Origin of the sequence: Stenotrophomonas sp. CFBP 13718, assembly GCF_014842145.1 — a bacterium.
Taxonomy (GTDB): Bacteria; Pseudomonadota; Gammaproteobacteria; order Xanthomonadales; family Xanthomonadaceae; genus Stenotrophomonas.
This window is the reverse complement of record NZ_JACYVC010000006.1, coordinates 126,489-150,334: the sequence shown is the minus strand read 5'-3', so window position 1 is coordinate 150,334 and position 23,846 is coordinate 126,489. Positions and strand designations below refer to the sequence as shown.

Below are 23,846 nucleotides of genomic sequence, written 5' to 3'. Positions count from 1 at the left end.
TCATTGTCCCCCCTTGGTTGCCAGCTCGTTCCACACGCTCGAGCACACCGGAATGTCACTATTCGTATAGCGACCGGTCCTGAATTTGTTTTCGCAATCTGCCCTTACCGTGGAGTCGTCGGTCGCCTGCGCGGCTTGAGGAGATGCTTTAGAAGCCATCAGCGCCTTAACCCCCTTATTCACGTCCAACTTGGTCAGCAGTGAAGTGCCTTGGCCAATGGGGGAGCCTTTCCAGTCGGCAAACGGAGCAGCCACTAGCGAACAAACCAAGCTAATCGCGACGACGGCCAAAAACGTTGCTTTGGGGATCTCCGCCTTGCTCACGAGCCGGGCCTCTTCCGCGTGCTGCTGGTCGATCTGCCATGTTTTGAAATCGTGTTTGTGCTCTTGAACCGGACGGTCCACGGCCAAGTAGTAATAACTATCAAGGACATCCTGAAGTATGCCGCGAAGACCCAAGCCCTCAGGACGACCGAGGAATCGCTCACCATGCCACCGCATGAAGCGGGAGGTAAACGAAACCCCTGTGCTTTTGTATGGAAGAAACAACCAACCCAACATGACGCCTCCCTTTGGTTTAAATACCCATTACTTGTAATGGATCATTTGGTTTCGGCAAGGGGATCAGTTGATCCCTGCCTTCTTTGCCCATGCATCCATGTCGTCGCCGGCTTTTTCCTGCCATCCGTTTGTTTCATCAGGTTTTGGCTGGGGCGCGGGGACGACGGAGGCTTTCGGCTTTACCGCTAGCCGGACCGTGGGCATCGAAACCTTGGATGTGGGTTTGGCATTGGGTGTGATCGCTGGGACAAGCTTTGTGGCCGGCGCTTCAACCGGCAGGATTGCATCCGGTAGGGGAGTAGCTTTTGCGTCAACGGGTGACGCAGGCACGCGCTCAATCGGCACGGCCACCGGCAGCGGATCAACGACGGGCGCTGGACGCGGGGTAGCCACGACCGGGGGCATTGCTGCCGGGGCGGCCGTGCCTGCGGCCACGCCCGGCGTTTCGGAATCATGGCGAGTGACCCACCATGCCGTGGCGCCAGCAAGCACCAGGACAACAAAAGCAGCCGCGGCCAACATTTGATAGCCCTTCTTTCGGCTCGGCCCATTGTTGGGGGCATGGTCCGGCGTTACCGATACGACGGGCTCCCCCTGGGGAATACTTTCGGGGGCGGATGGGGAGTGCTGATCAGGGGTGACAGGGTCCACCACTTCATCGGGCAGGTCGCGCAACTGCGGGAGCGTGCCCATCCCGTCGTAGATCAATGCAGCGACTGCGGGGTTCTCACGAACCGCTTTGGTTAGCTCTTTGGTTACCTTTTTCGCATTGGCTTTCATCGGAGCCAGTCGCTCGAGCCGCGCTGCCTCGTCCTCCGACTCGACCATGGTTTCCGTCACAACAGGCGGAGAAATCGCCTCGGGTTCGACCTGCAGCAGCTCGGTTGGCGCAGCGGCTGGAATCGCGGCGGCGGCGTCTTGCGCTCGCTCTGCTTCTTTCTTCGCCTTCGCCTCTGCTGCCCGGCGTGCGATGGCGTCCTGGGCTTCCTTGGATTTTTCGACCGCCTTCTCTGAGAGCTCTTTGGCCTTGCTCCCAAACACGCGGCCCCAATGCTTGGCGGCATTCATGACCTCGCTTGCGCCTGGCGAAGGAGCGGACCGCTCAGGGCTCGGCGTCCCAGGCATGGATGTGCCGTCGTCAAACATTTCAGCCAACTCTTGGAGGCGGCGCAGCTCTTCAGGGGATGGGGTGTTGCTCATGGTTCCTCCAGGAGATTGAGAAAGATCTGGACCAGGGGCTCACGCCCCCGGTCCACCGCTGGCATCAACGAACGTCAGGGATGGGGCTGACGGTGATGGCGTGGTCGCCGGTCCCGCAGGCGTCCTGGACGGTGGCGTTTGCCAACGCCCCCCGTTTGGCCAGCTCAACCAAGGGCACCTCGCACACGCTTGCGTCGGCACCGCTGAACGAGACGGTCAACTTTTCCTTGCTCGACTTGAGCAGCGCGCCCAACTTGTCGAGCGTGTTTGCCGTGGCCGGATTCAGGGACTTCATGTCTGCGACGGGGTATTTGATGACCAGCTTGTCCAGTGCCTCAGCTTGGCCGTCCTTGGTCTCCACTGTCTTGGTCTGGACTCGCGCATCCAAGCCCGCGGCCTTGGCTGCATCTGCCACTTCCTGGGCTTCCTTGACCTGGGCGCGGTAGCTGGCAATGCCACCCACGACGGCGGCGGCAGCACATGCCACTGCCGCCTTGTCTTTCTTTCCGGTCAGATAGGCCAGGCCACCGCCGGCCAAGCAACCGATGCCACCGGCCTTGAACATGCGCAGCTTGTCCGTCTTCTTCTGCGGTTCCGGTTGTCGCGAGTCCTGGGCAGACGACAGACCCGGAGCAAGCAGTGCGGCGATGGTGAGAGTGAGTGCGAAACGTTTCATGGGTGAGCTCCTTTGAGGCAGTGGGGGAAGTGTTAAGAGCCGCTGGCGTAGCGCTGCCAGTCGGTCGCATCGGGTTTGGAAGGCGTCTTCGCCGTTTCTGGACGGGGCGTGCGCGGGCTTCCTTGGGATGGCTGGGATGGCGAGAGGAACTGGCTGAAGGCCTGAAGGGTTTTCATCACCAAGTCCTCGTTTGCCTGGAGTGCTGCCGCCTGCTCGGCGCGCATGTCAGCCAGCGCGCTTTCCAGCGCCAAGGCATTTCGGGACTCGGCTTCGCGTACCGTGGTTTGGATGTATTTCAGGGCATCGTTAGCTTCCAGCCCCTGCACCACGCCGCGATTCTTTTCGAGAACCGCCAGGCGCAAATACTTGTTGAGGGAGACCCCCCCCTCTTTCGCGAGATAGCGCGCACTCTCCAGCTCATCGCTGGCGATATTGAAAGACTTCATTAGTAGCGACTGGCGAACCACTTAACCCCCTGCGATGAAAATCCATACCTAATGGATTAGCAGGAGTTTTCAGAAGCGCAAGCGGGCTAAGCCGGAGATCTTTTGATTCCCAGTGCTTTTCTCATCTTTTCAGCCGAGCTGTTGGCCAAGTTGTTAGCCAAGACGTAGAACAAGGCGCAGCAAGGCTTGACCGGGTGGAAACGCGCAGCGTTTCTAGCCAAGCCGGAAAAACACCTTGGTGCGACTTGTGTATGGCCCACTCCCTTCACCTTTCGGAAAACCTTTAACGGTGACTAGGGAGACAAATCGGTTCCTCGCAATCGCCCCCCAGTTTTCGCTCCACCGCTCTTGCCCTTCCGCTTTTCCCCGGTAGAAGTTTAGGAAAGCCCCAATCCTCAACGAACCCGGAGACCCAATGCCCACCGCCTTCGCCCCACCGCTTCCGCCCAATCCGTTCCGCTTCCCCCCTGCAACCCATCCAGCGAAGCACCCCGTCAGCCTGCTTCCCAACGATCAGCCCCACGCCCACTTCCGTAACGGCCCCCCTTCCAACCCCCACGTCCCCGCACCACTGTCACCCCCTGTTTCCGCTGATCGATTCCTTGGGTTCGGGTGGTCGAGTGCTGGGGTTCTGCAGTGCTGCTCGGGTGTTCGGAAAGCCCTGCCTCAATCCGTTTTAGTCAACGCTGCTCGGGGGCTCTGGCGGTCGAGTGCTTGGAGTTCGGCGCTCGGCTTGGTTGCGCGAAAAGCCTTGAGTCATTCAGTTTTAGTCAAGCGGGTTGCCCAAACTCTCGTTCACCGCGCCTCGGCATTCGATCAGCGGCTGGAGGTTCAAAGCTGCCCTGAGAACGCATCGGCGAAGCGAGTTCTGGGTTTGAGATCGGGGGTTGCTGGCGAGGTTCGACAAGCTCGGCAAATCGTTTTAGTCAAATCTTTTTCAAGCACCTGCTACGCTCCCCTGCCCCCGTCCTGCGATCCTGGCGCTAGTTCTGGTTTGAACGGCTTTGGGGCTTCCCATGCTTGAGCTCGCCCCCTTCCTTGATGCCATCGCCCGAGCCGACGCCCCGCTGGAAGGCAAGGCCAATGGGTGGCAACGCAAAGCGGGCTTGGCGGAGTTCGGCAACGCCTGCGCCTTCTGCTCCGATCCTCTGGACCTGCCCTCTCCCAAGTCCTGGACTGCTACGTCGCTGGCCCCCGCGCAACTGGGCGGCCCCGCTGGCGTGGTGGAGAACTGGGTGCCTGCCTGCCGTTCATGCGCTGCTGCAAAGGGCCTGCGCGATGTCGTGAGCTGGTCAAAGTGGAAAGCGTCGGCGGCCCCTGACCGGGTTGCCTTGCTGCTGGCCCGGCGGCACGCTGCGTTGCTGTATGCAGAGAACCACTTCACCCCGTTGAGCCGTCACTCGAAGCGTGAGCGGCTGCTGGCTCACTTGGGTTCTCGTTTCGACAAGCCCCGCTTCCGGGTCTACGCGTGGGCTGGTGAGGTGGATGGAGAGCGCTGTTGCTTGGTAGGCTGGAGCACCCGCGCCGGGGATCCCACGGCGACTGGTGAGGCCCTACTGGCGTTACAAATTAGGGATGGGGCCGAGGTGCTGGCCGAGGGCCGGCTGAGCCTTTTACGGCTTCCGACTGATGGGTTCCTGAAGGCCCTGTGGGCGCTCATTGAGGGCCATGGGATCGTGCTGCCGCTGGACGTTCCAGGCGATGGCCCGGTGGACCCTGGTGACTGGCGCGAGTGCTGGCGCCACCGAGTGATGGACCCGGTAAGCAACCACAAGCGGGTGCCGATGACCGGCGGGCAGGCGCTGCCTCATGCCCCCCGTGTGCTCTCTACTAATCCGGATTCAGTTCGCCGGCTGGCCCAACTGCAGGCCGCGAAACGGGCCGACAGGCTGGAGGAGGCCGAGCTGTTGTATCGAGAAGCGATAGCCAGGAAGAGCAAATATGTGGAGCGAGTGAAGCGCGGACTGGAAGCCCCAATGCCGCGGGACGAATACAGGGCATGGGCGGATGAAGTGAGATCTTTACAGACTGCCTGGGCGCGCTTGGTGAGCGAGCAACGAGCCATTGACGCTTCTACGCGATGAAGCGCAGTATCAGCTCGAGGAATCCGCTTTCTACTGCGGCGTCTCGGTCAGCCAGTTCTATGCCCGAGTCGAGCAATACAACCTGGTGCCGCGCGAGTTCATGGGCAATAAGCTCTATGAAAAGGCGGAACTCTACGAAGCAATCTATAGCGCGCAGAAATAGTCAAAGTCACAATTTACTGGCGGGACGACGTCGCGTACCTCAACTGGCGTGATGGCGGTTCCCGAAGCCGCGTCGCCATCGGTCGCCTCAGCCCACGAGAGGCTGAGGAGATACGATCTGCGAAAGAAGCAGAACTAAGGCACGGTGTCCGGATCATTCCCCGCATGCCAGCGCTGCGGGAGTTCCTGGACACTTGGCTCACCTGGTACAAGGCGGAGCATCCGACCACCCACAAGAAGGCCAAGAGCGAACTTCGCATCATCATCGCGAAGCTTGGTCATCGCCCCATCGACACTCTGCGGCCGATCGAGCTGGAGGCCTACAAGACCCAGCGGCTGGTCACGGACAAGATGGCACCTGAGACGGTGGGCAAGGAGGTTCGCCGCCTCCAGGCTGCGTTGAGCTGCGGTGTCCAGTGGAAGGAGCTGGACGCCAATCCGTTTGAGGGCATCAAAGCCCCGCGCGGCGTACGCAGCGTGGCGGTGAAGTTCTACAGCGCCAGCGCCAAGCAGCAGCTCTATGCCGCCAACGAGGCCAGGGCGAACCTATGGCGGTTCATGGCGCACACGGGCATACGCCGCGGCGAGCTCATGCACTTGAAGCATGAGAACGCGGTCGCTGGTCGGCTACTGATCGAAAGTGACCCCGATGAGGATGGCAACGGGCGGACGAAGTCAGGGAGGTGGAGGGAGGTGCCATTGAACAGCCAAGCCGCCGCCGCGCTTGCCGCGCTTCCGGATCCGCTGGTGAGCGTGCACAAGGACACGGTGAGCGACTGGTTCGCCAGCGATGCAAAGAAAGCAGGCGTGGGCGGGAGCCTGCACCGCTTGAGGCATACGTTCTGCGCTCATATGGTCATGGCTGGCGTGCCGCTTCGCCGCGTGCAGATACTGGCGGGCCACTCGGATTACGCCACCACGGAGAAGTACTACGCACACCTGACGCCTGAAGGAGACGACAGTGCAGTGGCGACGCTAACTTATTGATTCGTCACTGTGACCACTGTGACCAATTCCTGAGAATTCTGGAATTTTATGGACTTATGGCACAGTGCCAATCGGCGTAAGTATTTGATTTCTGGTGACCCCGGCCCGATTCGAACGGGCGACCTTCCCCTTAGGAGGGGGGCGATCCAGCTACTTGTAGCAGCGCTGTTACTAACAGCTGTGCCAAAGGTGTGCCGATTTGCTGCGATTTGCAGCTACTAATGCTTAGCCGTATGCAGCAAGCTGCCACGGCATGCACCACCGCAGACTTCCGCCCAAAAGATATGTTCCCGCGACCACAGACTTAGCAGGCCATCTCACCACCTCATGAGACTACGGCACTTGACGCGGCCGAGCATTTAAGCCCTATCCTCCCTAGAAGGATCAAGGAGTATCCTATGCGCACTTGTTCGGAACTGCAGTTGAGCGCTCTTAAATGGCCGCGTTGAACCTCTCTCTCACGGTCCTCGACTGGGCTGCCAAGGAAGCCGGCAGAGACCGCCAATCTCTCGCCGAGGAAATCGCCAAGCGAGACGACGACCGGAGGCGCATCCTCCAGGGTGAGTTGACGATACGTCAGGCGGAGAAGGTAGCTAAGTTGGCGAGGATTCCATTTGGATTCCTTTTCCTACAGGTGCCCCCAGAACCTAGTCGCCCTTCTATCCCTGACCTAAGGCGGGTGACGGATGCCGCACCGCTGAGCGATGATTTTTTTGAAGTCTTGGCAGACGCGACTTCAAAACAGGAATGGTTCATTGACCATCTTCGCGAGGGAGGCGCGGACTCGCTCCCGTTCGTAGGCCGCTTCCGCTTTGCAAGTCGCCCAAAAGTGGCCGTCGTCGCGGAGGACATTCGCCGGACTCTCGGCGTAACCGTGGCTGATAGAACATCTAGCCAAGACGCCGACGCATATTTCCGGAAGCTATCCGACCGAGCTGAGGACCAGGGCATCTTGGTCATGAAGTCGGGAATCGTGCGCGCGTTTACTAGACGTCGCCTCTCGGAAGGCGAGTTTCGTGGCTTTGCAGTCGCGCACCCCATGGCGCCTATAGTTTTCATCAATGGACAGGACGCCGTTGTCGCCTCCGTGTTTACGCTGATGCATGAGATTGCCCACATCTGGCTTGGGGAAAGCGGAGTTTCGGATCTCAGTCCGACCACAGACCGCGGCATTGAAATCTTCTGCAATGCTGTATCTGCCGAGGTCCTAGTTCCTAATCATGAATTTTTGGCGCAGTGGACTAATACGCCGAACGTGGAAGCGCTCGCGAGATTATTCCGCGTAAGCCGAGCCGTGATTGCGCGCCGTGCTTTCGACAACGGACTCATTAGCTGGCCGGAATTCGAGCTCTATCTCCGGCCGCTTCCGAGGAAGCCGCGCGAGCCAGGCGGGGATCCATTCAGGACCATACCTGTCCGGAATAGCAAACGACTGACGCGAGCAGTAGTTGGAAGTGCGCTCAGCGGCGAGACCTTGCTTCGCGAAGCTGCAAGTCTTCTAAACAGCAAGCCTGACACGGTGATCAAACTTGGCAATCGTGTATTCGGCAGGGAAGCCTAAAAATGTATCTAATAGACACTAACGTGTTCCTGCAGGGCAAGAATTTTCACTATCAGTTCGGGTTCTGCACTGGTTTTTGGGACTGGGTAGTCAACGCTCACGCGAGCCAGAAGGTCTTCAGCATCAATAAGGTGAGAAAGGAACTGCTAGACGGGCCCGCAGGTGATCCGTGCGTAACCTGGGCCAATGCGATGCCAGCTGCGTTCTTCCTACCAGACGATACCGACCCCGGTGTAATGACCAATTACGCGGCTGTACAGCAATGGGCAGCGTCTAGCTCGCATTACCAGCCGCGGGCCAAGGCGGTATTCGCGAATGCAGACAAAGCGGATGCCTTTTTGATCGCTACGGCGATGCACAAGGGCTGGAAGATCGCTACGCATGAAAAATGGAATGCCGAGAAAAAGAATGGCATCCCCATTCCTAATGCCGCTTCCGCAATGGGCGTACAGACGCTCACAATCTATGAGCTCTTGACCCTGCACTCAGCTCCAACGTTCAATTTTGTCCCCTAGGCCGGTAGAGGAACTCGGCCTGCCGTCATCGCGGAGCCGCCCTCGCGCGCACCCAGCGCGCCTTTCCTGCGTGCTCTCTTGTCATGGGTCCATTGTCCCGCCGGCCTGTCGCAAGGGCCGATACGGAGGCAACGGCAGCTGACTGGGCCGTAGACTAAGGCGCAGACCTAGCAGAGATACCCATGAATCAGCCGATAGAGCAGATCCTCGAACGCCTGGCGAGATGCGAGCTCGAACTCCAAGCTTCACGCGGCTACATCAAGGCCCTGGAGTACGGCCTACAGGCGGTCATAGCCTCCCACCCTACGCCTGCAGCTCTGGCGGAGCTGTGGTCCCATGTACTACCCGAAGTGGCAGACGTGCATGGCGGCGATGGCAGCAGTTCCCCACTCTTCGATGCCGCTTTCCAGCAGGCGCTGGCTGGGCTATCCGATCACATCCAAGGTGCAGCAGACCGGCAAGCTGGCAGCGCCGAGCAGGTCTAGGCCGGACCGAGCACGTCGCGGGGGTCCAGTTGCTTCCCCCTGCCCCGCAGCACCACGTTGTCCTGGATCCACTGTAGCTTTTTGGCCACCTTCCGGCGCAGCGCCTGCTCGTGGCGCAAGGCCCACATCTCGCAACCGCGCCGGCCTGCATCAAACGAGCTGCAGTGCCGGAGCAGCAGCGGTGCATGCACCCCATCCTCGGGGGTCAGCCTGGCCAGCCACCTGCCATCGACCCTCTGCTGCATGGACGCTACCTGCTCCCCATGCAGGAACAGGCCTGTCGGGAGCGTGTCGAGGTGGCAGCGGGGCTTCCAGTAGAAGCCGTCAGGCATGGGGGTCAGGGTCTGGGTGTCGGCGTCCATGGGCAGGAGGATAGGCCGGCGCAGTCTCATAGCCCGATACAGCGGTGAAGGGTTCAGCCTGCGCGGCACTCGTCCTGCCGGTGCCGATCCATGATTCTGACCAAGTGGTCCATCGCCGTTGGCCGCAGCGAGCTTCCGCGGCGGACGAAGCTGTTCCAGTCCGCGACCGCGATTGTGCCGAGGTCTCGTCGCGGCGTACCTACCATGGTCATAGACCAGTACGGAGCCAGCCGGCTACCGACCAGCCCTCGAGCCAGCTGCACAATGTCGAAGTGGCTGCTCGCGATGAGCACGCGGCCATAGGCCGCACGCAATCCATCATCAGGGCCTTCTAGGTACTGCAGAAAGCGTTCCCCGTCGAATAGAAGCAGGCCGGTCACGCCTGCGATCACGTTGAACCTCGCAGCGTCCTGAACAAGGGCGTCCAGACGCTCTGCTGGTAGCTCAGCGGCCACGTGGCTGGCGTAGACGACTGCGTGAATCGGCATTGCCGGCTCCTGATGGGGAGGTCGAACATAACCGAACTGTGAATAAAATATTGTGATGCTCTAGGCGGAGTAATCACGCTGGGTGCCGTAGATGTAGCTCATGTGCGGCCGATTCGTCCAAACCCCCATCTTCAAACCTGATCAGCTCGGCCTGCCCGACCTGGCCCAGGACCTGCTCGAGCTGCCGCCCAGTTACAACCTGGCCCCGAGCCAGCGCGCATCGGTCATCATCGACCGCGGAACGGGCCGGCAGGTCACCCGAATGGTGTGGGGTCTCCTGCCCTTCTGGGCCAAGGCGAAGAGCCTGCAAGGCTCGACCATCAACGCCAGGATCGAGACAGTAGCGACGAAGCCGGCATTCCGGACTGCCTTCAAGAAGCGCCGCTGCGTGGTGCCGATGGCCGGCTACTACGAGTGGTCGGTCAACACCGAAGACGGCAAGAAGGATCCGTGGTTCATCCATGCGGCTGGGCCGCTGCTCGCCGCCGGCCTGTGGGAGGACACCAGCCCCCTCCTGGCCGAGGGCAACCTCGGCACCTTCACCGTCATTACCGGGGACAGCAGCGGGGTATCGGCCGATATCCACGATCGCATGCCGGTGTGGCTGCAGGCGGACCAGGTCGACGACTGGATGGCCGCCGAGCCCGACGACGCTATGGCGATGCTGCTGGCCAGCGAGCCCCCTGCGATGGAGGCATACCGGGTTAGCCGAGCGGTGAACTCGCCGCGCAACAACGTCCCGGAGCTGTTGCAGCTGGGCGGCTAGGGCAGGTTCGCGGATATCCAGTCCCACCAGTACCCCCGGACATCTGATTCACGGATCACGCCGGCGCGCCCTCGTCAGTATCTGCCACAGGAGGCACGGCAGTCTCGGCATCCCAAACCCGCTCGGTCGCCGCCTTGATCAGCGCCATCAGCTTCCAGCCCGGCTCCACCGACTCTTCGCCGGTGAACGGATCGGTGATCGTGTACTGGCCGTTGATCAGCCCAATGTCCTGCGGCACGGTCCGGTCATAACCCCGCGCGTTGACCATGCGGGTGGAGCGGTCCCAGTCCACCCGTTCGAAGTGGAACAGCACCGGGCCCGTGTTGGTGCGGAAGTCCCACTGCACATCGATGCGGGTAGCGAACATTTCCACCGCATTGTTGCCGCCCTCGGAAAGGATGAGGCTCATGCTCATTGCTCCACTGAAATGATTCCAAGGCTCTGCTGTATCTCAACATTCACAGTGCCACTGCTGGGTGTTGAGGCAGCGACGTTGCGGCTGATCAGAATTGCACGATATGTAAACTGATCGGTGCCCGGCGTGTTGTCGTTGAACGTATGCGCACCGCTCATGGTCGAAACAAGCTTGGACGGCCCGCCAGTCTCGTTCAACACCTCGAACGCGCCATTGACCACAAAGCTGTTGATCATTTGCTCTGGGCCATTTCCCACCTTCCGGTAGATGTAGATCGTAGCGTTCACTGCACCGCTCGGCGGGTTCCATGTGCCGGTGGTGGCCGTGTCCGTCTTCCGCAGGCTGTAGCTGACCACCACGCTCTTCTGCCGACCCAATGTCGAGAATGGACCGTTGATGATTTCGGCGTTGCCTGCAGTGGATGTGGTCTGTACTGCGTTGCGCAACGTACCCGCCGACAAGCTGCCACCAAAATAGGCGTTGCCCTTGTTGTCGATCCAGAAGATGCCGTTCGCCTTGCTGGCGGCGTTCGGATCTGAGCCGATCCCGATGTAGTGCATCAGATCACCGGTGGTGCCGAACGGCTTGCCGTGCACCTGCATGTACCCGCCCGAACGGGTCACCCACCCTACACTGTTCAACGGTGCCATGGTGCGCGCCATCCTGTCGGGCGCGAAGACGCAGACCCGGCGGCTGGTGAAGCCGCAACCTAGCGCCAACATCGTGCGCACGGCATGCATGATCGAAGGAAGTCCCCCGCTCCGTGGCTGCTACTGGGAGTATGGCGGCCCAATCGTGTACTGCCCCTTCGGCCAGCCCGGCGACCGGTTGTGGGTGAGGGAGACGCACGCCATCTTCCCTACGTACGGCCAGCACCGCGCCGATGGTGAGCGCTGGGGCCCATGGGGCGGCCTGCCATCCACCGTGTCGGATGACGGCAAGCAGATCGCTTACTACCGCGAAGGCTTCGCCCGATGCGATCCGGGCCGGTGGCGCCCCAGCATCCCCTGCCGCGCTGGGCGTGCCGCCTGGTGCTGGAGATCACCGACGTGCGCGTGGAGCGGCTGCAGGCAATCAGTGAAGCCGATGCGCTGGCTGAAGGAATTGAGCAACTCAACGGTCGGTTCACCTTCAACGGCGGCGCGCACGAATCGCTGACTGTCCGCAGCATGACCCTGTGGGATTCGACCGGCGGCATCTGGGCGGAAAACCCGTGGGTGTGGGTGATTGAGTTCAAGCGCGTGGAGGTGGCAAGTGGCTGACCTGCTGAAGGAAGAAGCGCCCGACCACCGGGCGGTGGGCCACGAGCTGGCCCGGCGCTCCGGGGTGGACCTGACGCGCGCACGGAAAGGCGTCGTGCGGCTGTGGGACGCGCGCGGCTTGGCGCTGATCGCTTTGGTGCGCGGTGACAAAGAAGAGGTGGCCAGGATCATGGCCAATGCCAATAACAGCCGCCGAGGCGGCCGGAAGGCGGGTGCTGTCCAAGCACCCCAGGAGGAAAGCGATGGGTGTGGCTGAAGATCTCAACCTATCGGGCAAAGATTGGCTGACGGTCCCTGAACATGGAGCGAGAGCGATAAATGGACCTTGCAATGGTTGAACAAATCTCCTTGAGGGATCGAAGCTACAGGCCGGTTGCTGCCGCTATGAGCGTGCTTGCTCCTCACTTCACCTCACCTTGGAAGCTATGGGCTCAACCGTATGGCGGGAACGGAGCTTCCAGTCTATTCAAACTTCACTTTAAACACGAAGGCAGGGATGATTCGAACTATCCATCAGCAATGGTGCTTGATGTCTATCCAACCGTGATTGAGATACCCAACGTCATTCTCCCTGACCATTTGCGCTACCAAGCTTTGATGTATCGCGCCCTAGAACAGGTCGTGCTTGTTGCGGAGGAAGATGGTCAACACGTTGTTGTTTCGGACTGTGTTGATCGCTATAAGCGAAGCCTTCTCGCCAGAGGAGCCACCCAGACGCCCAACGTCGTCGACGCCGTTGTTCTCCACCTTGAAATGGATTTCGGCCTGTCAGAAATGAGTGCCCAGCCAAAGGCATGATGGCTTACGCTGAACCTGCTACTGCTCGTCTTTCAGAGAACCACACCGCATAGGGCGAGTTCTCCACCAGGTGCCGGTTCCAATCCGGCGGCCCATCGGTCCACCACACCGGGCCCCGTTCGCCCTGGCCTCTCTTCGCGCTGTCCGCGGCACGCCGGGCGGCGACCAGAGCCTCCTTGTCCCCGTTGGACTTCGCCGACTTCACGGCCCGCCGCGCGTCCATCAGCTCGTGGACCAAGCGTTCCCTCTCCGGCCCGCTGAGGCCAGATTTCGTGGCTCGCCAGAGCCCCCCCCTCACGATGAGGTAGCCAGCCGTGTAGTGTTAGCAACGCCACCTAAAAACACGGAATACAGCGTTCGCTGACGGGACTAGAGCCTACGCGTGTTGATGTTTCGGATTTCCGTAAGCGCATCATTCCAGCCATCCGAATAGCCACCTTCAGCCCGCTGGTTCGCGCTAGAAATGTCAGGCTTTCCTGGGAACTTGATCGCATCAATTGGACGCTCCTCAGAACTAACGTGTTGCGTATGCTCTTCAAGTTGAATGCGCCCTATAAGAGCTCTGAAGCGCTCCCATACAGCTATAGGAATGAATGCTCTTTCCGCAGGAATCGAGTTCCCTGATTTATAAAAAGGGTCGATCTCGTTAAGCAGCTTAATCAACTCTTCGTATGTAACCTGATTACTCATCTACCGCTCCATGATGATCCGTCACCTGAGATTATCAGATCGGCAAGTGGTTTCCCCAAGCGCATGTGCGCCGGCCCTAGACGCTGGACCTCATCGAACCGGAGCTTGTAGGCCTCCACCTCCCAGAGCCAGGCCTCCTGGACCTCGTAGGCAGGGTTGTAGAGGATCCAGATCAACCGGTCCCAGTCGTAGTTTCTCGGCTTCGGCACCCAGGTCACCGCGCTCCCACGCTTCCCACTAGGCCGGTTTCCCTACACTTGGCAGCGCAGGCCTCGGTAGACGAAGTCGTAGCCCCGTTGGACTGCCCTTGCAGCCCTCTTGCTTGTGGAGTAATCGGCCAGGGGACAGCCAAGGAGCACGGCAGCATAATGCTCGGACAGAGCCGATGTGATGGATCGGGCGTTGCCGAATGCTCTTTCCCAGCTCAAGGTGATTTCTACCAACTGTCGTCGAGGATCTTCCAAGATTGATGCTCCTTCCGAATATTCTAAACGTGCTTTGCCAAGCACATTGAAGCAATAGCTAAGCATTCCAATCGCACATGAGCGTGCTTCGACCGTTCACCTATTCTGGTCCAGGCACCGGTCCATCGACTGCCGTAGGGCCCCGGCGAGCGAGATCTCCGCTGCCCAGACATCGGAAACGAACCGCTCACCCACCTCATCAAGCACACGGAAATCCAACTATACGGCGGTGTGGCCCTTGCCATGGCCATTATTCCGCGTCGGCCTAGAGCTGGCTTTAATCGGCGGCCCGGCCCTGCCTCGCGCTCCCCCTCGGCCGTTGAAATACCTCGTCCCGATGGATTTGGAGGTAGCGCTTCAACTCACCCCCGGGCAAGCTTCTCAGACGCGCCTGCGCGGGAATGAGCTTTTTTGCAATGAGTTCTTCTTCTATGAAAGCGTCAGCAAAAAGCGCACAACCATCGTCGTTGAAGGTCATCAAGCCCGAATCGAACAGCGCATCAAGGGTCGCCACAAGCGGCAGCCCATTGTTAGGATCCAGACGTGGATCCGGCGCGCCCGGTAGCGACTGATTGGCTTTCACCACGTAAGCCCAAGGCTGAACATGGGAGGCGCGAAGCAATGCCTCTACTGTGCACCCAGTGACGGCACAGCGCCGGCCCCAGCGATCAAGCACCTTCTGCCGAAAATTTCCTTGACCTAACCGCGCATCGATCAGTTGCACTCGCGTGGTAATGGATGGTTCTGAAGAAAGCTGCTGAAGTTCCCCCAGTAGAAGGGAGCCTTGCTCATTGTGGCCATCGTTCAAAAGATAGTCAGATGGCATCAACGACTCACCTTCGATCCAGACTTCGTAAAGATCCTCGTGTTCTTTCTTCAACCAGGTGCCAAGCCTTTTCATTTTTGATGCGAACACTGAGCTATTTTCTGCAAGCTTTTCCAGGGGGTAGACCTCACCCTTGATCAAATCGCCCCAGGTCCCGGCATCAAAAAAATACTGGAGCACTTGACGTCCGCTTTTCTGAGACTTGGCGAAGCCCAGCACATAGGTGTTACGAACTTTTCTGACTATCAGCAGCGGATTCCCTTTCCGAGCATCAACGGCTTTCCTACCAAAAATCAGCGTAGGGTTCCGCATGCCTGCATACGTGGCCATATAGGCATCCAACGGGCCTAGCAACCGCCTCACCTCAGCCAATGCCCTATCGAGCCCAGCCGCCTCTTCGGGTGACATTCCCAGTGCAACAACCGCAGGTTCATTGCTGATGAGCATCTTCCATGCCTCTGCTAAACTTAAAAACACCCCATCTGAGGGGCTCGATCGCCTACTACCGCCATTGCGTGGGGGGATCAGCGAGTTTTTCGACTTTTTGCGACGATGGCCTTCCGCACCTGCTTGCGCACCGGGTCCAGGTCATCAGTCGCCGTCGTCACCACCAAGCGCCGCTTGGTCTTCTTGAGCTCTTGGCAGGCCCAGGACGCGAGGGCGATGATCGACGTCGTGACGATGGGCTGCTCCTCCCCTGTGATCTCTTGGAGCTGCTCTCGCAGTTTTGGGGGAACGGTGACCATCGTTCGCTCTACACGCGTCCCGTTCTCGTCGCGGTAGTCGAACATCGTTGAATCGCGCCCCACCTCCAGGTAGATCCTCTGCCCGGATCGGGTGTAGGGCGCTTCTTCGCTGTAGTCGAAATACGTCTTTCGCGCAGGGGCGTCCCCTGCAGCCACCATCAGCTCAGCCAACTCCTCCTCAGAGAACTGCCCCAAGTCGATGAGCGGTGCATATTCCCGCTCCGGCTTGGAGTGAACCACCTTGGCGGCGGCGGCCAGGTTCTTGCGGACCGGGGCTTTCTTACGCATGGCGTTCTTGACAGGGTTCTTCTTGGTAGCCATGAGCTCAGGCAGGGGCAGCAACGGGGCCTCCATCATGCAGCCCCCTTAGCATCGGTCAACCTTTTTTGGATAGCTCCACCCACCCTCAAAATGTCTTCCCGTGCATCCTTTACGCCTGCGCCACGCATAGAGAAGACGGTCTCGCCCAGCTCGTAATAGCTCGCCAGGGCCGCACGCTCGGGGATGACAACGGCCCCTGCTAGGCTCGGGTCTCCCAGCCGGCGGCGGTGTTCTGCACGCTTGAGGTTGACCCGGTTGGCCACCGGCAGGAACGGCTTGCCCTGACGTCGCAGGGTCTCAATGGTGCGCAGGTAGACCACATAACTGCCACCGTCCAGCAGCGTGGGCACGATGTAGAGATCCCCGTCCGGGAGCTGGTCTTTCACCGGTGCGCTGGGCGGCAGGTCCTGGATCTCCAGATCGAACCCCGGGGAGGACGAGCGGCCCACGGTGAACGGGGTTTCGTCAGACAGCGCAGCCCATGCCACTGAACCGCATTGCGGGTCACGGTCGTTGACCAGCACGCGGGACTGGCCGGCGAAAGCGGCCGCGAGGTTGAGAGAAAGCGTTGTGCGCCCCACGCCCCCTTTGAAGCAACAAACAACAAGTCGCATGCGGATATTCCCTTTTATGGATAGGTCGTGCAACACACTACGATGCAAACCTATTCCCGCAAGGGCCGTGCAGCTAGGGGGTTGTAGCCGTGCAGACGTCTTGGGTTAAGCAAGGCCTGGGCCCGGCGGAAGCCGTGGCCCTCCCCTCCTTTTCTCCCCACCGCTTTTCGGCGGCGAGCAGCCGCCGGCTCTGGCTTCAGGCGACTTCCGCGATGTGCCGTGGGGATTGAACGAACGCCGGGTGGTGTCGGTGGAGTTCGGTGTTCATCCGGTCGACGGTATACCGTTCAAACCAGGCCTCCATAGCGGGGGCGAGAACGCTCTCGCAAACTTCAGCCAGCGTCTTACCATCGGCCACCCGACGCCGTTCGAGCTTCCCGGCATGGTTTCGCCTCACAACGAAACGCTCCCCGATCCGCGCCAAGGGATTGGCTCCCGCGTCCAGAAGCGCTGCAACCATGGCCGCATACCCCCCTGCTTGGTGACGGTCTGACTTGAGCACATTGGCATACATGACCGCGGCCACCGCCAAAGGGGTGATGCCCGGATCACCGGCCACGCCGGCATCCAAGGCTGGCGTTCCCCTGAGCGCGTGCAGCCATCCGTAGAAGGCCATCGAATCGTTGGTTTGAATGGCCCGGATGAGGTTTTCGGTCCCAGCGCTCATTGCCCACCTCCCAGGATCCCGATGAGCACCAAGGCCGACAAAACGTATACGGGCAACAACATCACGCGCCACCACTCCGCCGATACGTCCGGAAGAACGCTGCTTTGCCGACGTTGGGCCGGTAGTTGGTAGAACCGGAGCAATCCACGCCCGGCGTCAAGGGGGTTGGCAACCAGGTCCCGGTAGAACACCGCAGTGCTCAGGATGCCGACCAAAAGCAAGGCCATGTTCAAGCTCATGCGAAGCGCTCCGCTTCCTTGTTCCATCGCCGCTCATGGCGGGCGCGGGTGGCCAGGCGCTGGATTCGGCGGTGCTTTTCGGCCAACTGATTCAGGCCATTGGTGCGGTCCAGGAACTGCATGGCGGTGTGGAGCTGGAAGTGCGTCAGGTCGTTGCTAGCGGGCTCTACGGGATGGATCTTCATGCCTTCACTCCCTCTTTGTGGGTAGGTCGATTTACCCATTAAACCGCTCCTACACCACGATCCAACCACATCTCCAACTGATGTCAACCCATTGATTTCAACCATTTTTGACTAAAAACAGGAGATGCTCTCAGGGCTTGTCAAAACGCGGTTCTGTCGCATGCTGAAGTGAATGACACCGCATGCCCGCCCACGCCCACGTTCGCCCACTCCAGGCTTTGCCCTGGCCGAGTTGCTGCTGGCCTTGGGTGCTGCCGCAGCCATAGGCGCAGCGGCGTTGTTCTTCTATCCCCGCGTCCAGACCCGGGTGTATGTGGCAACGGATGTTGAGAACCTCCGCGCGATGGCGAACGCCATTGATCGTTCCTACGGCGTTGTGGGCACGTATCGAAACGTGAGTGCGTCTAGCGTGGTCGAGGACAACCTGGCGCCCGCCGACTTCCGAAAGGCATCCTCTGGGTCGGCGCTGAGCAACGCCTGGGGCGGTCCCATTGCCATCACTCCCTCCACGGTTCGCCGCTTTGGAGACAGTTTCACCGTGGCGTTCTCCGGCGTGCCCCGCCGGGCTTGCGTGCCGTTCCTCAGTGCAGTGGCAGGAGACGCTTACGTCCAGGACGTTCGTGTGGACGCGACCTCGGCGAAATGGAACACGGGAGGCCAGTTGGATGTGCCCACGTTGGCCGCCGCCTGCCAGGAGAGCGGGAACGTGTTGGAGGTGGTGTATTACTCGGGGCTGGCAAGCGGAGGCTCGGTGGCCACTGTCATTGAACCGGCTGCACCCGTGCCGTCTCCCTTCCTTGATGCACCAACGACCCCAGCGGGACCCGTGGCATCCGCGCCTTCGGTGGACGATGCACTCCCAGGGAATCCCGTCACGCCCTCGCCTGAGGGGCTGCCTCCTGCCCCTCCTCCAGTTCCAGCCCTGCCCCCTGCCGCAGCGACCCCGTTGGTGCCGCAGCCCTCGCCCATCGGCCTTCCACCGACCTTGCCGCCGGCGTTGGTGCCCTGTCAGCAGGCAGAGTCGTTGACGCAAACGGGAACGTGCCCGGCGGGGACGTGGGGGACGGAAACGCTTCGCACCCGCACCGTCTGTCCGAACGGAGGCGTTGATCCCAACACCGACGCGGCGTGGGAGCATCCGGAAGCCTGGGCTCGTGCTGTCGAGGTAAAAAAGACGATTGCCAGCAACTGCCAGGCGTGCCCCACCAGCGAGCGGCAAACGCAGGCCCAGTGGGTCACGCGCACGGGGTCATGCCCTTCCGGGATGACGGGGACCGTGTCGCAGGAATGGGAGCAGGTCCGTTCGCGGGATATCACCTACGCCTGCCCCGCCGGTCGCACAACGGTTCCATTGCCTAACGTTGGTGGATGGTCGGCCTGGTCGGATACCGGCAGCCAGCGCAATTCGGTCAACACGTGCGTGCCGACGGCCCCGCGCTGCAGCGATGGCAGCTTGCAGGTCGCTGCGTGGCATTCGGCGGCCGTGGACGAGTTGCCACCGCCCCCTGGATCGAGTGGCGTGGGGTATTGGTATCACGACTCAGTGGTCGGCCTGACGGCAGCAGAGAAGGCCCGCCTGGCGTGGGCCATCCAGAACGTTCCTGTTGTCCGCACGGAAACCCCTGCCCCGATGCCCGGGAACTGGCCGGCGAACGTCAGCGAGTCAGCGAGCTACGCGGAGCAATGCAACGCATTGGGAGACGTTGGAAACATCAACTACGCCTACTCTTATGACTTCGAGTGCGTGTCCAACATGGGCATGCACTATTGCGACTACAACTGGACCGGCGGGGGCACATCCATGGCGGTTTGTCGCCAGGCCTGCGCGTCCGACCTGGTGGGGAAGACGAACAACCCCTATCGCTGGGAATGGCCCAGCAGCTCGGCGCTTGCGTCCGTTCCTTACGTGACCTGCACGGGGCAACCCGGATGCACCCCCAACGGCAGTTTTGGAAACCAATCCGGCCTGCCTGCATGCAGCGAGAACAACGTGGGCCAAGCCACCGCTTACCGCTGGTATCGGCAGTTCTACAACCCAGGACGGGTGGACTACCAGGAGTTCAGTCTGACTTGCATTGGTCCTCCGCGATGACCGCACTGCCCCCTATCCGCGCGGTTGAACGCCTGTTTATTCATTCGCCCTGTTAAACGAAGCAGCAGTAGTGTGTGAGGCTGGTCACTGAACGTTCTTCGTTTGACTGATAGCCTGCTTTCTCCCTACGCATTGCATGGCGCTGGGATCAACCTACAGGGACACGGAGACCCTTATGAAATGGAAGCTTCTCGGTTGTTCATTCTTGCTTTGCCTGTCGACGAGCGCTTGGGCACAGGTGCCCGATCCGGACTCCGAACTAGGCGAGGAGATGCAAACATTGGTGAAGAATTATGTGACCGAGCATCCCGAAGTATCCATCGACGACGCGGTCACCCGACTCGCAGTTCAGACCGAAATACTGCAGCCGATGGAGGACCTTCGGCAGGAATTTTCAGAAAGACTGACCGCAATATCTATTCAGCAGGGGCCGGATCAACACATCCTGGTCGAACTGAAGGGCTCAGAGCCCGTGAACAGCAGGGTTCTAAAAACAGCCAGCGGCACCACCCGCGTCGTTATTGAGACCGGCCGCAAGCATAACGAAGAAGAGTTTTACGCCATTGTAGATAAGCATCGAGACCTACTCTATGGCGCAATACCCGGCATCGTGGGCACGATGGGGCTGCCCGGTCAAGACCTGCTTGTGATCCACATTACGGGTGATGAGGCAAAGACTGAGGAACTCAAGACGACCCTTAAAAAGCTTGAACGCGTCTTAGGCATTTCTCTCTCCCTCAGGCCTAACATGTCCAAGTCGTTGAACATGGAATACATCAACGGCGGCGCGGTGCTTCAGAACAACAACTCTTTTTGCACCTCAGGATTTCCCGTCAAGCATACCGCGACGGGTCGGAAAGGTATTACGACTGCTGCCCATTGCCCCGACGCTCTGATTTACGGCAACTACGGCTACCCCACCAAGTTTTCCACGCCGCTGACCTACGTCGATGGCATCAACGATGCCAGTCATGACGTTCAATGGCATACGGTCGGCGCCCATACGCCACTTAGGAGCGTGTATGCAACCTCAACCTCGGACTACAACAAGCGCTCGATCATGTACATGTGGACAGGTGCACAAGTGGGGCAAGAACTCTGTTTCCGAGGCGTCCGAACGGGGTGGAGTTGCGGCAAGGTAGTCAGCATCGGGTGGGATCCTGGCATCTCGTGCGGACCCGGCCAGGCTCTTCCGTGTGCGAGCACTTGGATACGCGTCCAGGGTCCAGCGCTCGCATGCGCGCCGGGGGACAGCGGTGCCGCAGTAGTCCGAGGGAACAACGGACATGGCATCGTTTCCAAGGCGGATTCCAACGGCGTCCTCGCGGGCGAATGCGACGGCATTACCATAATGCCTTGGGGCGCGATCAAAGAGCTTGGCCTCACGTCAGGCTGAACACTTGCGCAGCATGGGGGTGGCTGAGTCGGCGCCCCTTCTGCGGAACGTTCGATCAACCACACGCCTCGCCGAGCAGCTGGACGGTTGCGTCCATTTCTGACGAGAGCTGCATCGGGCAGCCCGGGTGGGTGTCTAACGGCTGGTCTGGGTAATAAAAGGCGTGGCCATCGTGCCCGGTGAACAACGTGTGCCACGTCATCGCTCGCCACTGGTATCCGTAGCTCGACCACCTCATCAGGATCAACCCTGGAGTTCAGCCTGACGTGCATGGGGCCTAAGCCATGATACGCCTACCTCTTGTCGGTGACGCCTGGCGGCGGCGGAAGCCGCTGCCACCTGCCTTTCCTTCCCCTACGACGCGGCCCGGGGCCGCGTGCTCTTGAGGCCAAAAGCAAAGGCGGCCCAAGGAAAAGGCGCACGGGAGGGACACGTGGAAAGGGCCCCTTTTCGGGCCCCTGCTTTGCTTCAAGTGACATGCCGTTCGCTGTCCCCAGGGCCGCTGACGTTCTTCAGCGGTGGAGGGATGGCCGTGCGATCCCACGCTCGCTTTGCCCAGCCGGCCACCACGGCCATCAAAACCAACACCGGCAGACCATAGAGGAAGGCCCCGTAGAAGGCGTAGTTGGCAAACGTCCCATAGAGCGGGTCGTCCATCAGCCGCAAGCCGAGCCACGCCGCCATCACCACCAAGCCGCCCCCGGTCACCGCACCGACTGCCGCCCCCTTCAGGAACCCGTGATTGCGGAACGTCGGGACACGGCCGGTTTGGACGTGCCAGCCCCAAAGCCGCTGAGCTCGAACATGGAGAGCGAAGCAGAAGGCCAAGAACGCAAAGATCAGGCCTCCCGGCACGCAGCAGATCAGGCCGATGAAGAAGTCCCGCTTCATGACTTCCAGTCCCGATGCCAGTGCGACAAGCCCCAACGGGCCCAAGATCACGAACGGCAGGATCATCTGAGACGGCCCAGGTGGGGCCATCATGCGGGGCTGCGGTGCGTAAGCAGTCATCTTTTCTCTCCCTTGGGGTCGTGGCTGCACGCTTGATCGGAACCCGTGTGCAGTCAAGACATGGCGTCCAGGCGTTTAGCCTGCGGACGTCCCTTCGTCCTTCACCTCGACCGGCTGCCAACCCTCGCCTTGAGGGCGGAACAGTGCACGCAGCTTCGGCTTGAGGGTGCCCGGCTCCGGCTTGGTGGGCGGGCCACCGATGGAACCCTGGGCTTTTACCGACCCGCCCACCATGCACTCTTGATCCCCATTGGGCTTCTTCTCGCAATCGAACTCCAGGCCGCCCGCATCGGTGACCTCAAGCTTCCAGGTGCGCTGCAACGTCGCCTGCTTCCCTTGCTCGGTAAAGAACCCTTCTACAACTTTGACCCCGTCCTCCTTGGTGGGCCCCTTGTCACCAGAGCAGGCCGTCAGGGTCAGGAGTGCCACTGCTGCGGCCACGATCATTGCTTGTTTCATATCATGCGTCCTTGTCTTTGGAAGGGATGATGCCGATGACCTGGTTCTTGTAGCCGATCTCCATCCGGTCGATTTGGAGAACAATGTCCGGCAATCCATTGGGCTGAAGCCCGCCCTTCACGACTTTGAAAAAGATTCGGTCGCCGGTAGCGTCGCGTCCCACCCGGCCAAGCTCTGCCACGTCTTCGGGCTTCAGGCGCAGCGCCGCGTGATAGCGCCCACCGTGTTCCACCCCCACCACCGCGTTGCCCTTGCCGAAGGGCGATGCACCGATCACCGCCGTGGGAAGAAACCCGGGGGAGTTCGGATACCAGGAGTTGTTAAAGATTTTGGCGTAGGCGTGGAGGATGCCGGTTTTCTGGTCGATCTCCACGTCGAGGTGCGGCCGAAGGTAGAACGCGTCCGTTGATGCAATCTGGCGCGCCTTGGCGTCAAAGGCGGAGGCAGGGTCGCCCCTCTCTCCCACCCGCTTGAACTGGTGCTCCCAGGAGCCGATGCAGTGGGTCCGGGTGGATGGGGCCATTGCGAACCCGGCTTTGGTCAGCGCGATCAGGTTGCCTTCGCACATATCGAAGCCGCCTGAGGCTGTGGCCGCAAGGCCCCAACGGATCCGCGTGTAGCCGTCCAACACCGGTGGATCGCCGTCGTCCCAGTAGGTGCCGGCGGGCTCAAAGTAAGGGGTCCTGACACGATCAGCCGCCGCCTTGGGCGTCCCCGAAATGGCCTGCCCGATCTGTCGCAGCAATCCCGTTGCATCTTGGGCGTGAGCCCCGGTTGAAACCATCAAAGCAACCGCGCAAATGCCCCCTGTCCAACGCTTCATACCCTGCTCCTAGCTATGGGTTGCCGCCAACTTACGTGTCACGTAGAGTCTACCCGGGGCGTAGGCCTTCCGTCATCCTGACCGCATGCCTGCAATGCATCCGTTCAGCCCATGACCGCTGCCCCGTCCACGCCTAGGGCGATCGTGGCCGCGCGCCTGCGCCAAGCCCGTGACCTTCGGGGTTTGAGTCAGCGCGAAGTGGGGATCCGGATGGGCTTGGACAAAGACACTGCCTCCGCGCGAATCTCTCGATACGAGTCGGGATCGATGTCGATCAGCCTGGAGGCGCTCTTTAAGCTCGCCGAAGCACTGGAAGTGCCGCCTGCATACTTGGTCGCCACGACGCCAAGCATGTCCGAAGCCATTCTTGCCCTGAGCATGGAGGGCATCTCCCAGCAGTCCCACCTGGCGGACATGTTGAACGCGCTCGTCAAGCTGCCGATTCAAGAGCGCGAAACATTCGCCAAACTGCTTGAAGCCAAGACCAAAGACGGTCCCGCGTAACGGGACATTTCCTTCCGCATCTGGCGACATCGCCCATCGTT

At 60.5% G+C, this 23,846-nt stretch carries 32 protein-coding genes; 13 read left to right on the top strand and 19 right to left on the bottom strand.

Going from position 1 to position 23,846, the window contains the following annotated elements; genetic code table 11:
* The 4 genes from IFT58_RS11670 to IFT58_RS11655 all read right to left on the bottom strand — a co-directional run bounded on the left by IFT58_RS11670 (window position 1) and on the right by IFT58_RS11655 (window position 2,883).
* Complete coding sequence (locus tag IFT58_RS11670) at window positions 1-561, bottom strand: hypothetical protein (RefSeq protein WP_192095069.1); 561 nt, start codon at window positions 559-561, stop codon at window positions 1-3.
* A 63-nt stretch (window positions 562-624) separates the two neighbouring features.
* Window positions 625-1,761, bottom strand: a complete 1,137-nt coding sequence (locus IFT58_RS11665; protein WP_192095067.1) for a hypothetical protein — start codon at window positions 1,759-1,761, stop codon at window positions 625-627.
* 64 nt (window positions 1,762-1,825) lie between these two features.
* Window positions 1,826-2,437, bottom strand: a complete 612-nt coding sequence (locus IFT58_RS11660; RefSeq protein ID WP_192081675.1) for a hypothetical protein — start codon at window positions 2,435-2,437, stop codon at window positions 1,826-1,828.
* Between the two features lie 32 nt (window positions 2,438-2,469).
* The gene (locus tag IFT58_RS11655; RefSeq protein WP_192081674.1) at window positions 2,470-2,883 is read right to left on the bottom strand and encodes a hypothetical protein; all 414 of its coding nucleotides are present in this window, start codon (window positions 2,881-2,883) and stop codon (window positions 2,470-2,472) included.
* 1,016 nt (window positions 2,884-3,899) lie between these two features.
* On the opposite strand from IFT58_RS11655, the gene IFT58_RS11650 reads away from it, so the two are divergent.
* From IFT58_RS11650 to IFT58_RS11625, 6 genes are all read left to right on the top strand, one after another.
* Window positions 3,900-4,967: a hypothetical protein gene (locus IFT58_RS11650; RefSeq protein WP_192081673.1), complete on the top strand. Its 1,068-nt coding sequence runs from the start codon at window positions 3,900-3,902 to the stop codon at window positions 4,965-4,967.
* Entirely contained in the window at window positions 4,948-5,130 is a 183-nt protein-coding gene (locus IFT58_RS11645; protein WP_192081672.1) for a hypothetical protein, read from the top strand. The genes IFT58_RS11650 and IFT58_RS11645 overlap by 20 nt, the downstream gene beginning before the upstream one ends.
* A 164-nt stretch (window positions 5,131-5,294) precedes the next feature.
* Window positions 5,295-6,116 carry a site-specific integrase gene (locus IFT58_RS11640; RefSeq protein WP_249405148.1) on the top strand — a complete coding sequence of 274 codons (822 nt, stop codon included), beginning with the start codon at window positions 5,295-5,297 and terminating at the stop codon, window positions 6,114-6,116.
* Between the two features lie 436 nt (window positions 6,117-6,552).
* The gene (locus tag IFT58_RS11635; protein ID WP_197974114.1) at window positions 6,553-7,677 is read left to right on the top strand and encodes an ImmA/IrrE family metallo-endopeptidase; all 1,125 of its coding nucleotides are present in this window, start codon (window positions 6,553-6,555) and stop codon (window positions 7,675-7,677) included.
* A 2-nt stretch (window positions 7,678-7,679) separates the two neighbouring features.
* Window positions 7,680-8,192: a DUF4411 family protein gene (locus IFT58_RS11630; RefSeq protein WP_192081671.1), complete on the top strand. Its 513-nt coding sequence runs from the start codon at window positions 7,680-7,682 to the stop codon at window positions 8,190-8,192.
* A 182-nt stretch (window positions 8,193-8,374) separates the two neighbouring features.
* The gene (locus tag IFT58_RS11625; protein ID WP_192081670.1) at window positions 8,375-8,677 is read left to right on the top strand and encodes a hypothetical protein; all 303 of its coding nucleotides are present in this window, start codon (window positions 8,375-8,377) and stop codon (window positions 8,675-8,677) included.
* Here the strand turns inward: IFT58_RS11625 and IFT58_RS11620 are convergent.
* On the bottom strand, window positions 8,674-9,039 hold the full coding sequence (locus IFT58_RS11620) for a hypothetical protein (RefSeq protein WP_192081669.1): 366 nt from the start codon (window positions 9,037-9,039) through the stop codon (window positions 8,674-8,676). The two genes, IFT58_RS11625 and IFT58_RS11620, sit on opposite strands and share 4 nt — an antisense overlap.
* Window positions 9,040-9,092: 53 nt before the next feature.
* Window positions 9,093-9,527 (bottom strand): BLUF domain-containing protein, encoded by a 435-nt coding sequence (locus tag IFT58_RS11615; protein ID WP_192081668.1) that lies wholly within the window; start codon window positions 9,525-9,527, stop codon window positions 9,093-9,095.
* A 100-nt stretch (window positions 9,528-9,627) separates the two neighbouring features.
* Between IFT58_RS11615 and IFT58_RS11610 the strand changes: the two genes are divergently transcribed.
* Complete coding sequence (locus IFT58_RS11610; protein ID WP_192081667.1) at window positions 9,628-10,293, top strand: SOS response-associated peptidase; 666 nt, start codon at window positions 9,628-9,630, stop codon at window positions 10,291-10,293.
* A 55-nt stretch (window positions 10,294-10,348) separates the two neighbouring features.
* Here the strand turns inward: IFT58_RS11610 and IFT58_RS11605 are convergent, their stop codons facing one another.
* Window positions 10,349-10,702 carry a hypothetical protein gene (locus IFT58_RS11605; RefSeq protein ID WP_192095066.1) on the bottom strand — a complete coding sequence of 118 codons (354 nt, stop codon included), beginning with the start codon at window positions 10,700-10,702 and terminating at the stop codon, window positions 10,349-10,351.
* A gap of 2 nt (window positions 10,703-10,704) precedes the next feature.
* Complete coding sequence (locus tag IFT58_RS11600; RefSeq protein WP_249405678.1) at window positions 10,705-11,439, bottom strand: hypothetical protein; 735 nt, start codon at window positions 11,437-11,439, stop codon at window positions 10,705-10,707.
* A gap of 243 nt (window positions 11,440-11,682) precedes the next feature.
* On the opposite strand from IFT58_RS11600, the gene IFT58_RS18815 reads away from it, so the two are divergent.
* The 3 genes from IFT58_RS18815 (at window position 11,683) to IFT58_RS11585 (ending at window position 12,768) form a co-directional block, all read left to right on the top strand.
* The gene (locus tag IFT58_RS18815) at window positions 11,683-11,970 is read left to right on the top strand and encodes a hypothetical protein (RefSeq protein WP_249405677.1); all 288 of its coding nucleotides are present in this window, start codon (window positions 11,683-11,685) and stop codon (window positions 11,968-11,970) included.
* Window positions 11,963-12,226, top strand: coding sequence for a hypothetical protein (locus IFT58_RS11590; protein WP_192081664.1), 264 nt, complete (start codon window positions 11,963-11,965; stop codon window positions 12,224-12,226). Before IFT58_RS18815 ends, IFT58_RS11590 begins: the two co-directional genes overlap by 8 nt.
* 62 nt (window positions 12,227-12,288) lie before the next feature.
* On the top strand, window positions 12,289-12,768 hold the full coding sequence (locus IFT58_RS11585) for a hypothetical protein (RefSeq protein ID WP_192095062.1): 480 nt from the start codon (window positions 12,289-12,291) through the stop codon (window positions 12,766-12,768).
* A 4-nt stretch (window positions 12,769-12,772) separates the two neighbouring features.
* Here IFT58_RS11585 and IFT58_RS18665 read toward each other — a convergent pair whose 3' ends face one another.
* From IFT58_RS18665 to IFT58_RS11550, 8 genes are all read right to left on the bottom strand, one after another.
* Complete coding sequence (locus tag IFT58_RS18665; RefSeq protein WP_342029559.1) at window positions 12,773-13,066, bottom strand: hypothetical protein; 294 nt, start codon at window positions 13,064-13,066, stop codon at window positions 12,773-12,775.
* A 71-nt stretch (window positions 13,067-13,137) separates the two neighbouring features.
* On the bottom strand, window positions 13,138-13,458 hold the full coding sequence (locus tag IFT58_RS11580; protein WP_192081662.1) for a hypothetical protein: 321 nt from the start codon (window positions 13,456-13,458) through the stop codon (window positions 13,138-13,140).
* A 741-nt stretch (window positions 13,459-14,199) separates the two neighbouring features.
* Window positions 14,200-15,195, bottom strand: coding sequence for an HNH endonuclease (locus IFT58_RS11575; RefSeq protein ID WP_192081661.1), 996 nt, complete (start codon window positions 15,193-15,195; stop codon window positions 14,200-14,202).
* A 77-nt stretch (window positions 15,196-15,272) separates the two neighbouring features.
* Complete coding sequence (locus IFT58_RS11570) at window positions 15,273-15,815, bottom strand: hypothetical protein (RefSeq protein ID WP_192095060.1); 543 nt, start codon at window positions 15,813-15,815, stop codon at window positions 15,273-15,275.
* 32 nt (window positions 15,816-15,847) lie between these two features.
* The gene (locus IFT58_RS11565; RefSeq protein ID WP_249405676.1) at window positions 15,848-16,462 is read right to left on the bottom strand and encodes a ParA family protein; all 615 of its coding nucleotides are present in this window, start codon (window positions 16,460-16,462) and stop codon (window positions 15,848-15,850) included.
* Window positions 16,463-16,625: 163 nt separating this feature from the next.
* Window positions 16,626-17,096 carry a hypothetical protein gene (locus tag IFT58_RS11560; RefSeq protein WP_192081658.1) on the bottom strand — a complete coding sequence of 157 codons (471 nt, stop codon included), beginning with the start codon at window positions 17,094-17,096 and terminating at the stop codon, window positions 16,626-16,628.
* Window positions 17,093-17,335: a hypothetical protein gene (locus IFT58_RS11555; RefSeq protein ID WP_192081657.1), complete on the bottom strand. Its 243-nt coding sequence runs from the start codon at window positions 17,333-17,335 to the stop codon at window positions 17,093-17,095. Before IFT58_RS11555 ends, IFT58_RS11560 begins: the two co-directional genes overlap by 4 nt.
* On the bottom strand, window positions 17,332-17,520 hold the full coding sequence (locus tag IFT58_RS11550; protein WP_192095058.1) for a hypothetical protein: 189 nt from the start codon (window positions 17,518-17,520) through the stop codon (window positions 17,332-17,334). The genes IFT58_RS11555 and IFT58_RS11550 overlap by 4 nt, the downstream gene beginning before the upstream one ends.
* A 172-nt stretch (window positions 17,521-17,692) precedes the next feature.
* Between IFT58_RS11550 and IFT58_RS11545 the strand changes: the two genes are divergently transcribed.
* Both IFT58_RS11545 and IFT58_RS11540 read left to right on the top strand, forming a co-directional pair.
* Window positions 17,693-19,612, top strand: a complete 1,920-nt coding sequence (locus tag IFT58_RS11545) for a type 4 pilus major pilin (protein ID WP_192095056.1) — start codon at window positions 17,693-17,695, stop codon at window positions 19,610-19,612.
* 175 nt (window positions 19,613-19,787) lie between these two features.
* Window positions 19,788-21,008: a hypothetical protein gene (locus IFT58_RS11540; protein ID WP_192095054.1), complete on the top strand. Its 1,221-nt coding sequence runs from the start codon at window positions 19,788-19,790 to the stop codon at window positions 21,006-21,008.
* Between the two features lie 468 nt (window positions 21,009-21,476).
* Here the strand turns inward: IFT58_RS11540 and IFT58_RS11535 are convergent, their stop codons facing one another.
* From IFT58_RS11535 to IFT58_RS11525, 3 genes are all read right to left on the bottom strand, one after another.
* Window positions 21,477-21,965 (bottom strand): hypothetical protein, encoded by a 489-nt coding sequence (locus tag IFT58_RS11535; RefSeq protein WP_192081653.1) that lies wholly within the window; start codon window positions 21,963-21,965, stop codon window positions 21,477-21,479.
* 129 nt (window positions 21,966-22,094) lie between these two features.
* Window positions 22,095-22,478, bottom strand: a complete 384-nt coding sequence (locus IFT58_RS11530) for a hypothetical protein (RefSeq protein WP_192095052.1) — start codon at window positions 22,476-22,478, stop codon at window positions 22,095-22,097.
* Between the two features lies 1 nt (window position 22,479).
* Window positions 22,480-23,301 carry a hypothetical protein gene (locus tag IFT58_RS11525; protein WP_192081651.1) on the bottom strand — a complete coding sequence of 274 codons (822 nt, stop codon included), beginning with the start codon at window positions 23,299-23,301 and terminating at the stop codon, window positions 22,480-22,482.
* A 111-nt stretch (window positions 23,302-23,412) separates the two neighbouring features.
* Between IFT58_RS11525 and IFT58_RS11520 the strand changes: the two genes are divergently transcribed.
* Window positions 23,413-23,805 carry a helix-turn-helix transcriptional regulator gene (locus tag IFT58_RS11520; RefSeq protein WP_192081650.1) on the top strand — a complete coding sequence of 131 codons (393 nt, stop codon included), beginning with the start codon at window positions 23,413-23,415 and terminating at the stop codon, window positions 23,803-23,805.
* Window positions 23,806-23,846 lie beyond the last annotated feature (41 nt).

Excerpts from the sequence above, each read along its gene's own strand:
- IFT58_RS11670 (WP_192095069.1), bottom strand. The coding sequence starts at position 561 with ATGTTGGGTTGGTTGTTTCTTCCATACAAAAGCACAGGGGTTTCGTTT.
- IFT58_RS11665 (WP_192095067.1), bottom strand. The coding sequence starts at position 1,761 with ATGAGCAACACCCCATCCCCTGAAGAGCTGCGCCGCCTCCAAGAGTTG.
- IFT58_RS11660 (WP_192081675.1), bottom strand. The coding sequence starts at position 2,437 with ATGAAACGTTTCGCACTCACTCTCACCATCGCCGCACTGCTTGCTCCG.
- IFT58_RS11655 (WP_192081674.1), bottom strand. The coding sequence starts at position 2,883 with ATGAAGTCTTTCAATATCGCCAGCGATGAGCTGGAGAGTGCGCGCTAT.
- IFT58_RS11650 (WP_192081673.1), top strand. The coding sequence starts at position 3,900 with ATGCTTGAGCTCGCCCCCTTCCTTGATGCCATCGCCCGAGCCGACGCC.
- IFT58_RS11640 (WP_249405148.1), top strand. The coding sequence starts at position 5,295 with ATGCCAGCGCTGCGGGAGTTCCTGGACACTTGGCTCACCTGGTACAAG.
- IFT58_RS11635 (WP_197974114.1), top strand. The coding sequence starts at position 6,553 with ATGGCCGCGTTGAACCTCTCTCTCACGGTCCTCGACTGGGCTGCCAAG.
- IFT58_RS11630 (WP_192081671.1), top strand. The coding sequence starts at position 7,680 with ATGTATCTAATAGACACTAACGTGTTCCTGCAGGGCAAGAATTTTCAC.
- IFT58_RS11625 (WP_192081670.1), top strand. The coding sequence starts at position 8,375 with ATGAATCAGCCGATAGAGCAGATCCTCGAACGCCTGGCGAGATGCGAG.
- IFT58_RS11620 (WP_192081669.1), bottom strand. The coding sequence starts at position 9,039 with ATGGACGCCGACACCCAGACCCTGACCCCCATGCCTGACGGCTTCTAC.
- IFT58_RS11615 (WP_192081668.1), bottom strand. The coding sequence starts at position 9,527 with ATGCCGATTCACGCAGTCGTCTACGCCAGCCACGTGGCCGCTGAGCTA.
- IFT58_RS11610 (WP_192081667.1), top strand. The coding sequence starts at position 9,628 with ATGTGCGGCCGATTCGTCCAAACCCCCATCTTCAAACCTGATCAGCTC.
- IFT58_RS11605 (WP_192095066.1), bottom strand. The coding sequence starts at position 10,702 with ATGAGCCTCATCCTTTCCGAGGGCGGCAACAATGCGGTGGAAATGTTC.
- IFT58_RS18815 (WP_249405677.1), top strand. The coding sequence starts at position 11,683 with ATGCGATCCGGGCCGGTGGCGCCCCAGCATCCCCTGCCGCGCTGGGCG.
- IFT58_RS11585 (WP_192095062.1), top strand. The coding sequence starts at position 12,289 with ATGGACCTTGCAATGGTTGAACAAATCTCCTTGAGGGATCGAAGCTAC.
- IFT58_RS11580 (WP_192081662.1), bottom strand. The coding sequence starts at position 13,458 with ATGAGTAATCAGGTTACATACGAAGAGTTGATTAAGCTGCTTAACGAG.
- IFT58_RS11575 (WP_192081661.1), bottom strand. The coding sequence starts at position 15,195 with ATGCTCATCAGCAATGAACCTGCGGTTGTTGCACTGGGAATGTCACCC.
- IFT58_RS11570 (WP_192095060.1), bottom strand. The coding sequence starts at position 15,815 with ATGGCTACCAAGAAGAACCCTGTCAAGAACGCCATGCGTAAGAAAGCC.
- IFT58_RS11560 (WP_192081658.1), bottom strand. The coding sequence starts at position 17,096 with ATGAGCGCTGGGACCGAAAACCTCATCCGGGCCATTCAAACCAACGAT.
- IFT58_RS11555 (WP_192081657.1), bottom strand. The coding sequence starts at position 17,335 with ATGAGCTTGAACATGGCCTTGCTTTTGGTCGGCATCCTGAGCACTGCG.
- IFT58_RS11550 (WP_192095058.1), bottom strand. The coding sequence starts at position 17,520 with ATGAAGATCCATCCCGTAGAGCCCGCTAGCAACGACCTGACGCACTTC.
- IFT58_RS11545 (WP_192095056.1), top strand. The coding sequence starts at position 17,693 with ATGACACCGCATGCCCGCCCACGCCCACGTTCGCCCACTCCAGGCTTT.
- IFT58_RS11540 (WP_192095054.1), top strand. The coding sequence starts at position 19,788 with ATGAAATGGAAGCTTCTCGGTTGTTCATTCTTGCTTTGCCTGTCGACG.
- IFT58_RS11535 (WP_192081653.1), bottom strand. The coding sequence starts at position 21,965 with ATGATCCTGCCGTTCGTGATCTTGGGCCCGTTGGGGCTTGTCGCACTG.
- IFT58_RS11530 (WP_192095052.1), bottom strand. The coding sequence starts at position 22,478 with ATGAAACAAGCAATGATCGTGGCCGCAGCAGTGGCACTCCTGACCCTG.
- IFT58_RS11525 (WP_192081651.1), bottom strand. The coding sequence starts at position 23,301 with ATGAAGCGTTGGACAGGGGGCATTTGCGCGGTTGCTTTGATGGTTTCA.
- IFT58_RS11520 (WP_192081650.1), top strand. The coding sequence starts at position 23,413 with ATGACCGCTGCCCCGTCCACGCCTAGGGCGATCGTGGCCGCGCGCCTG.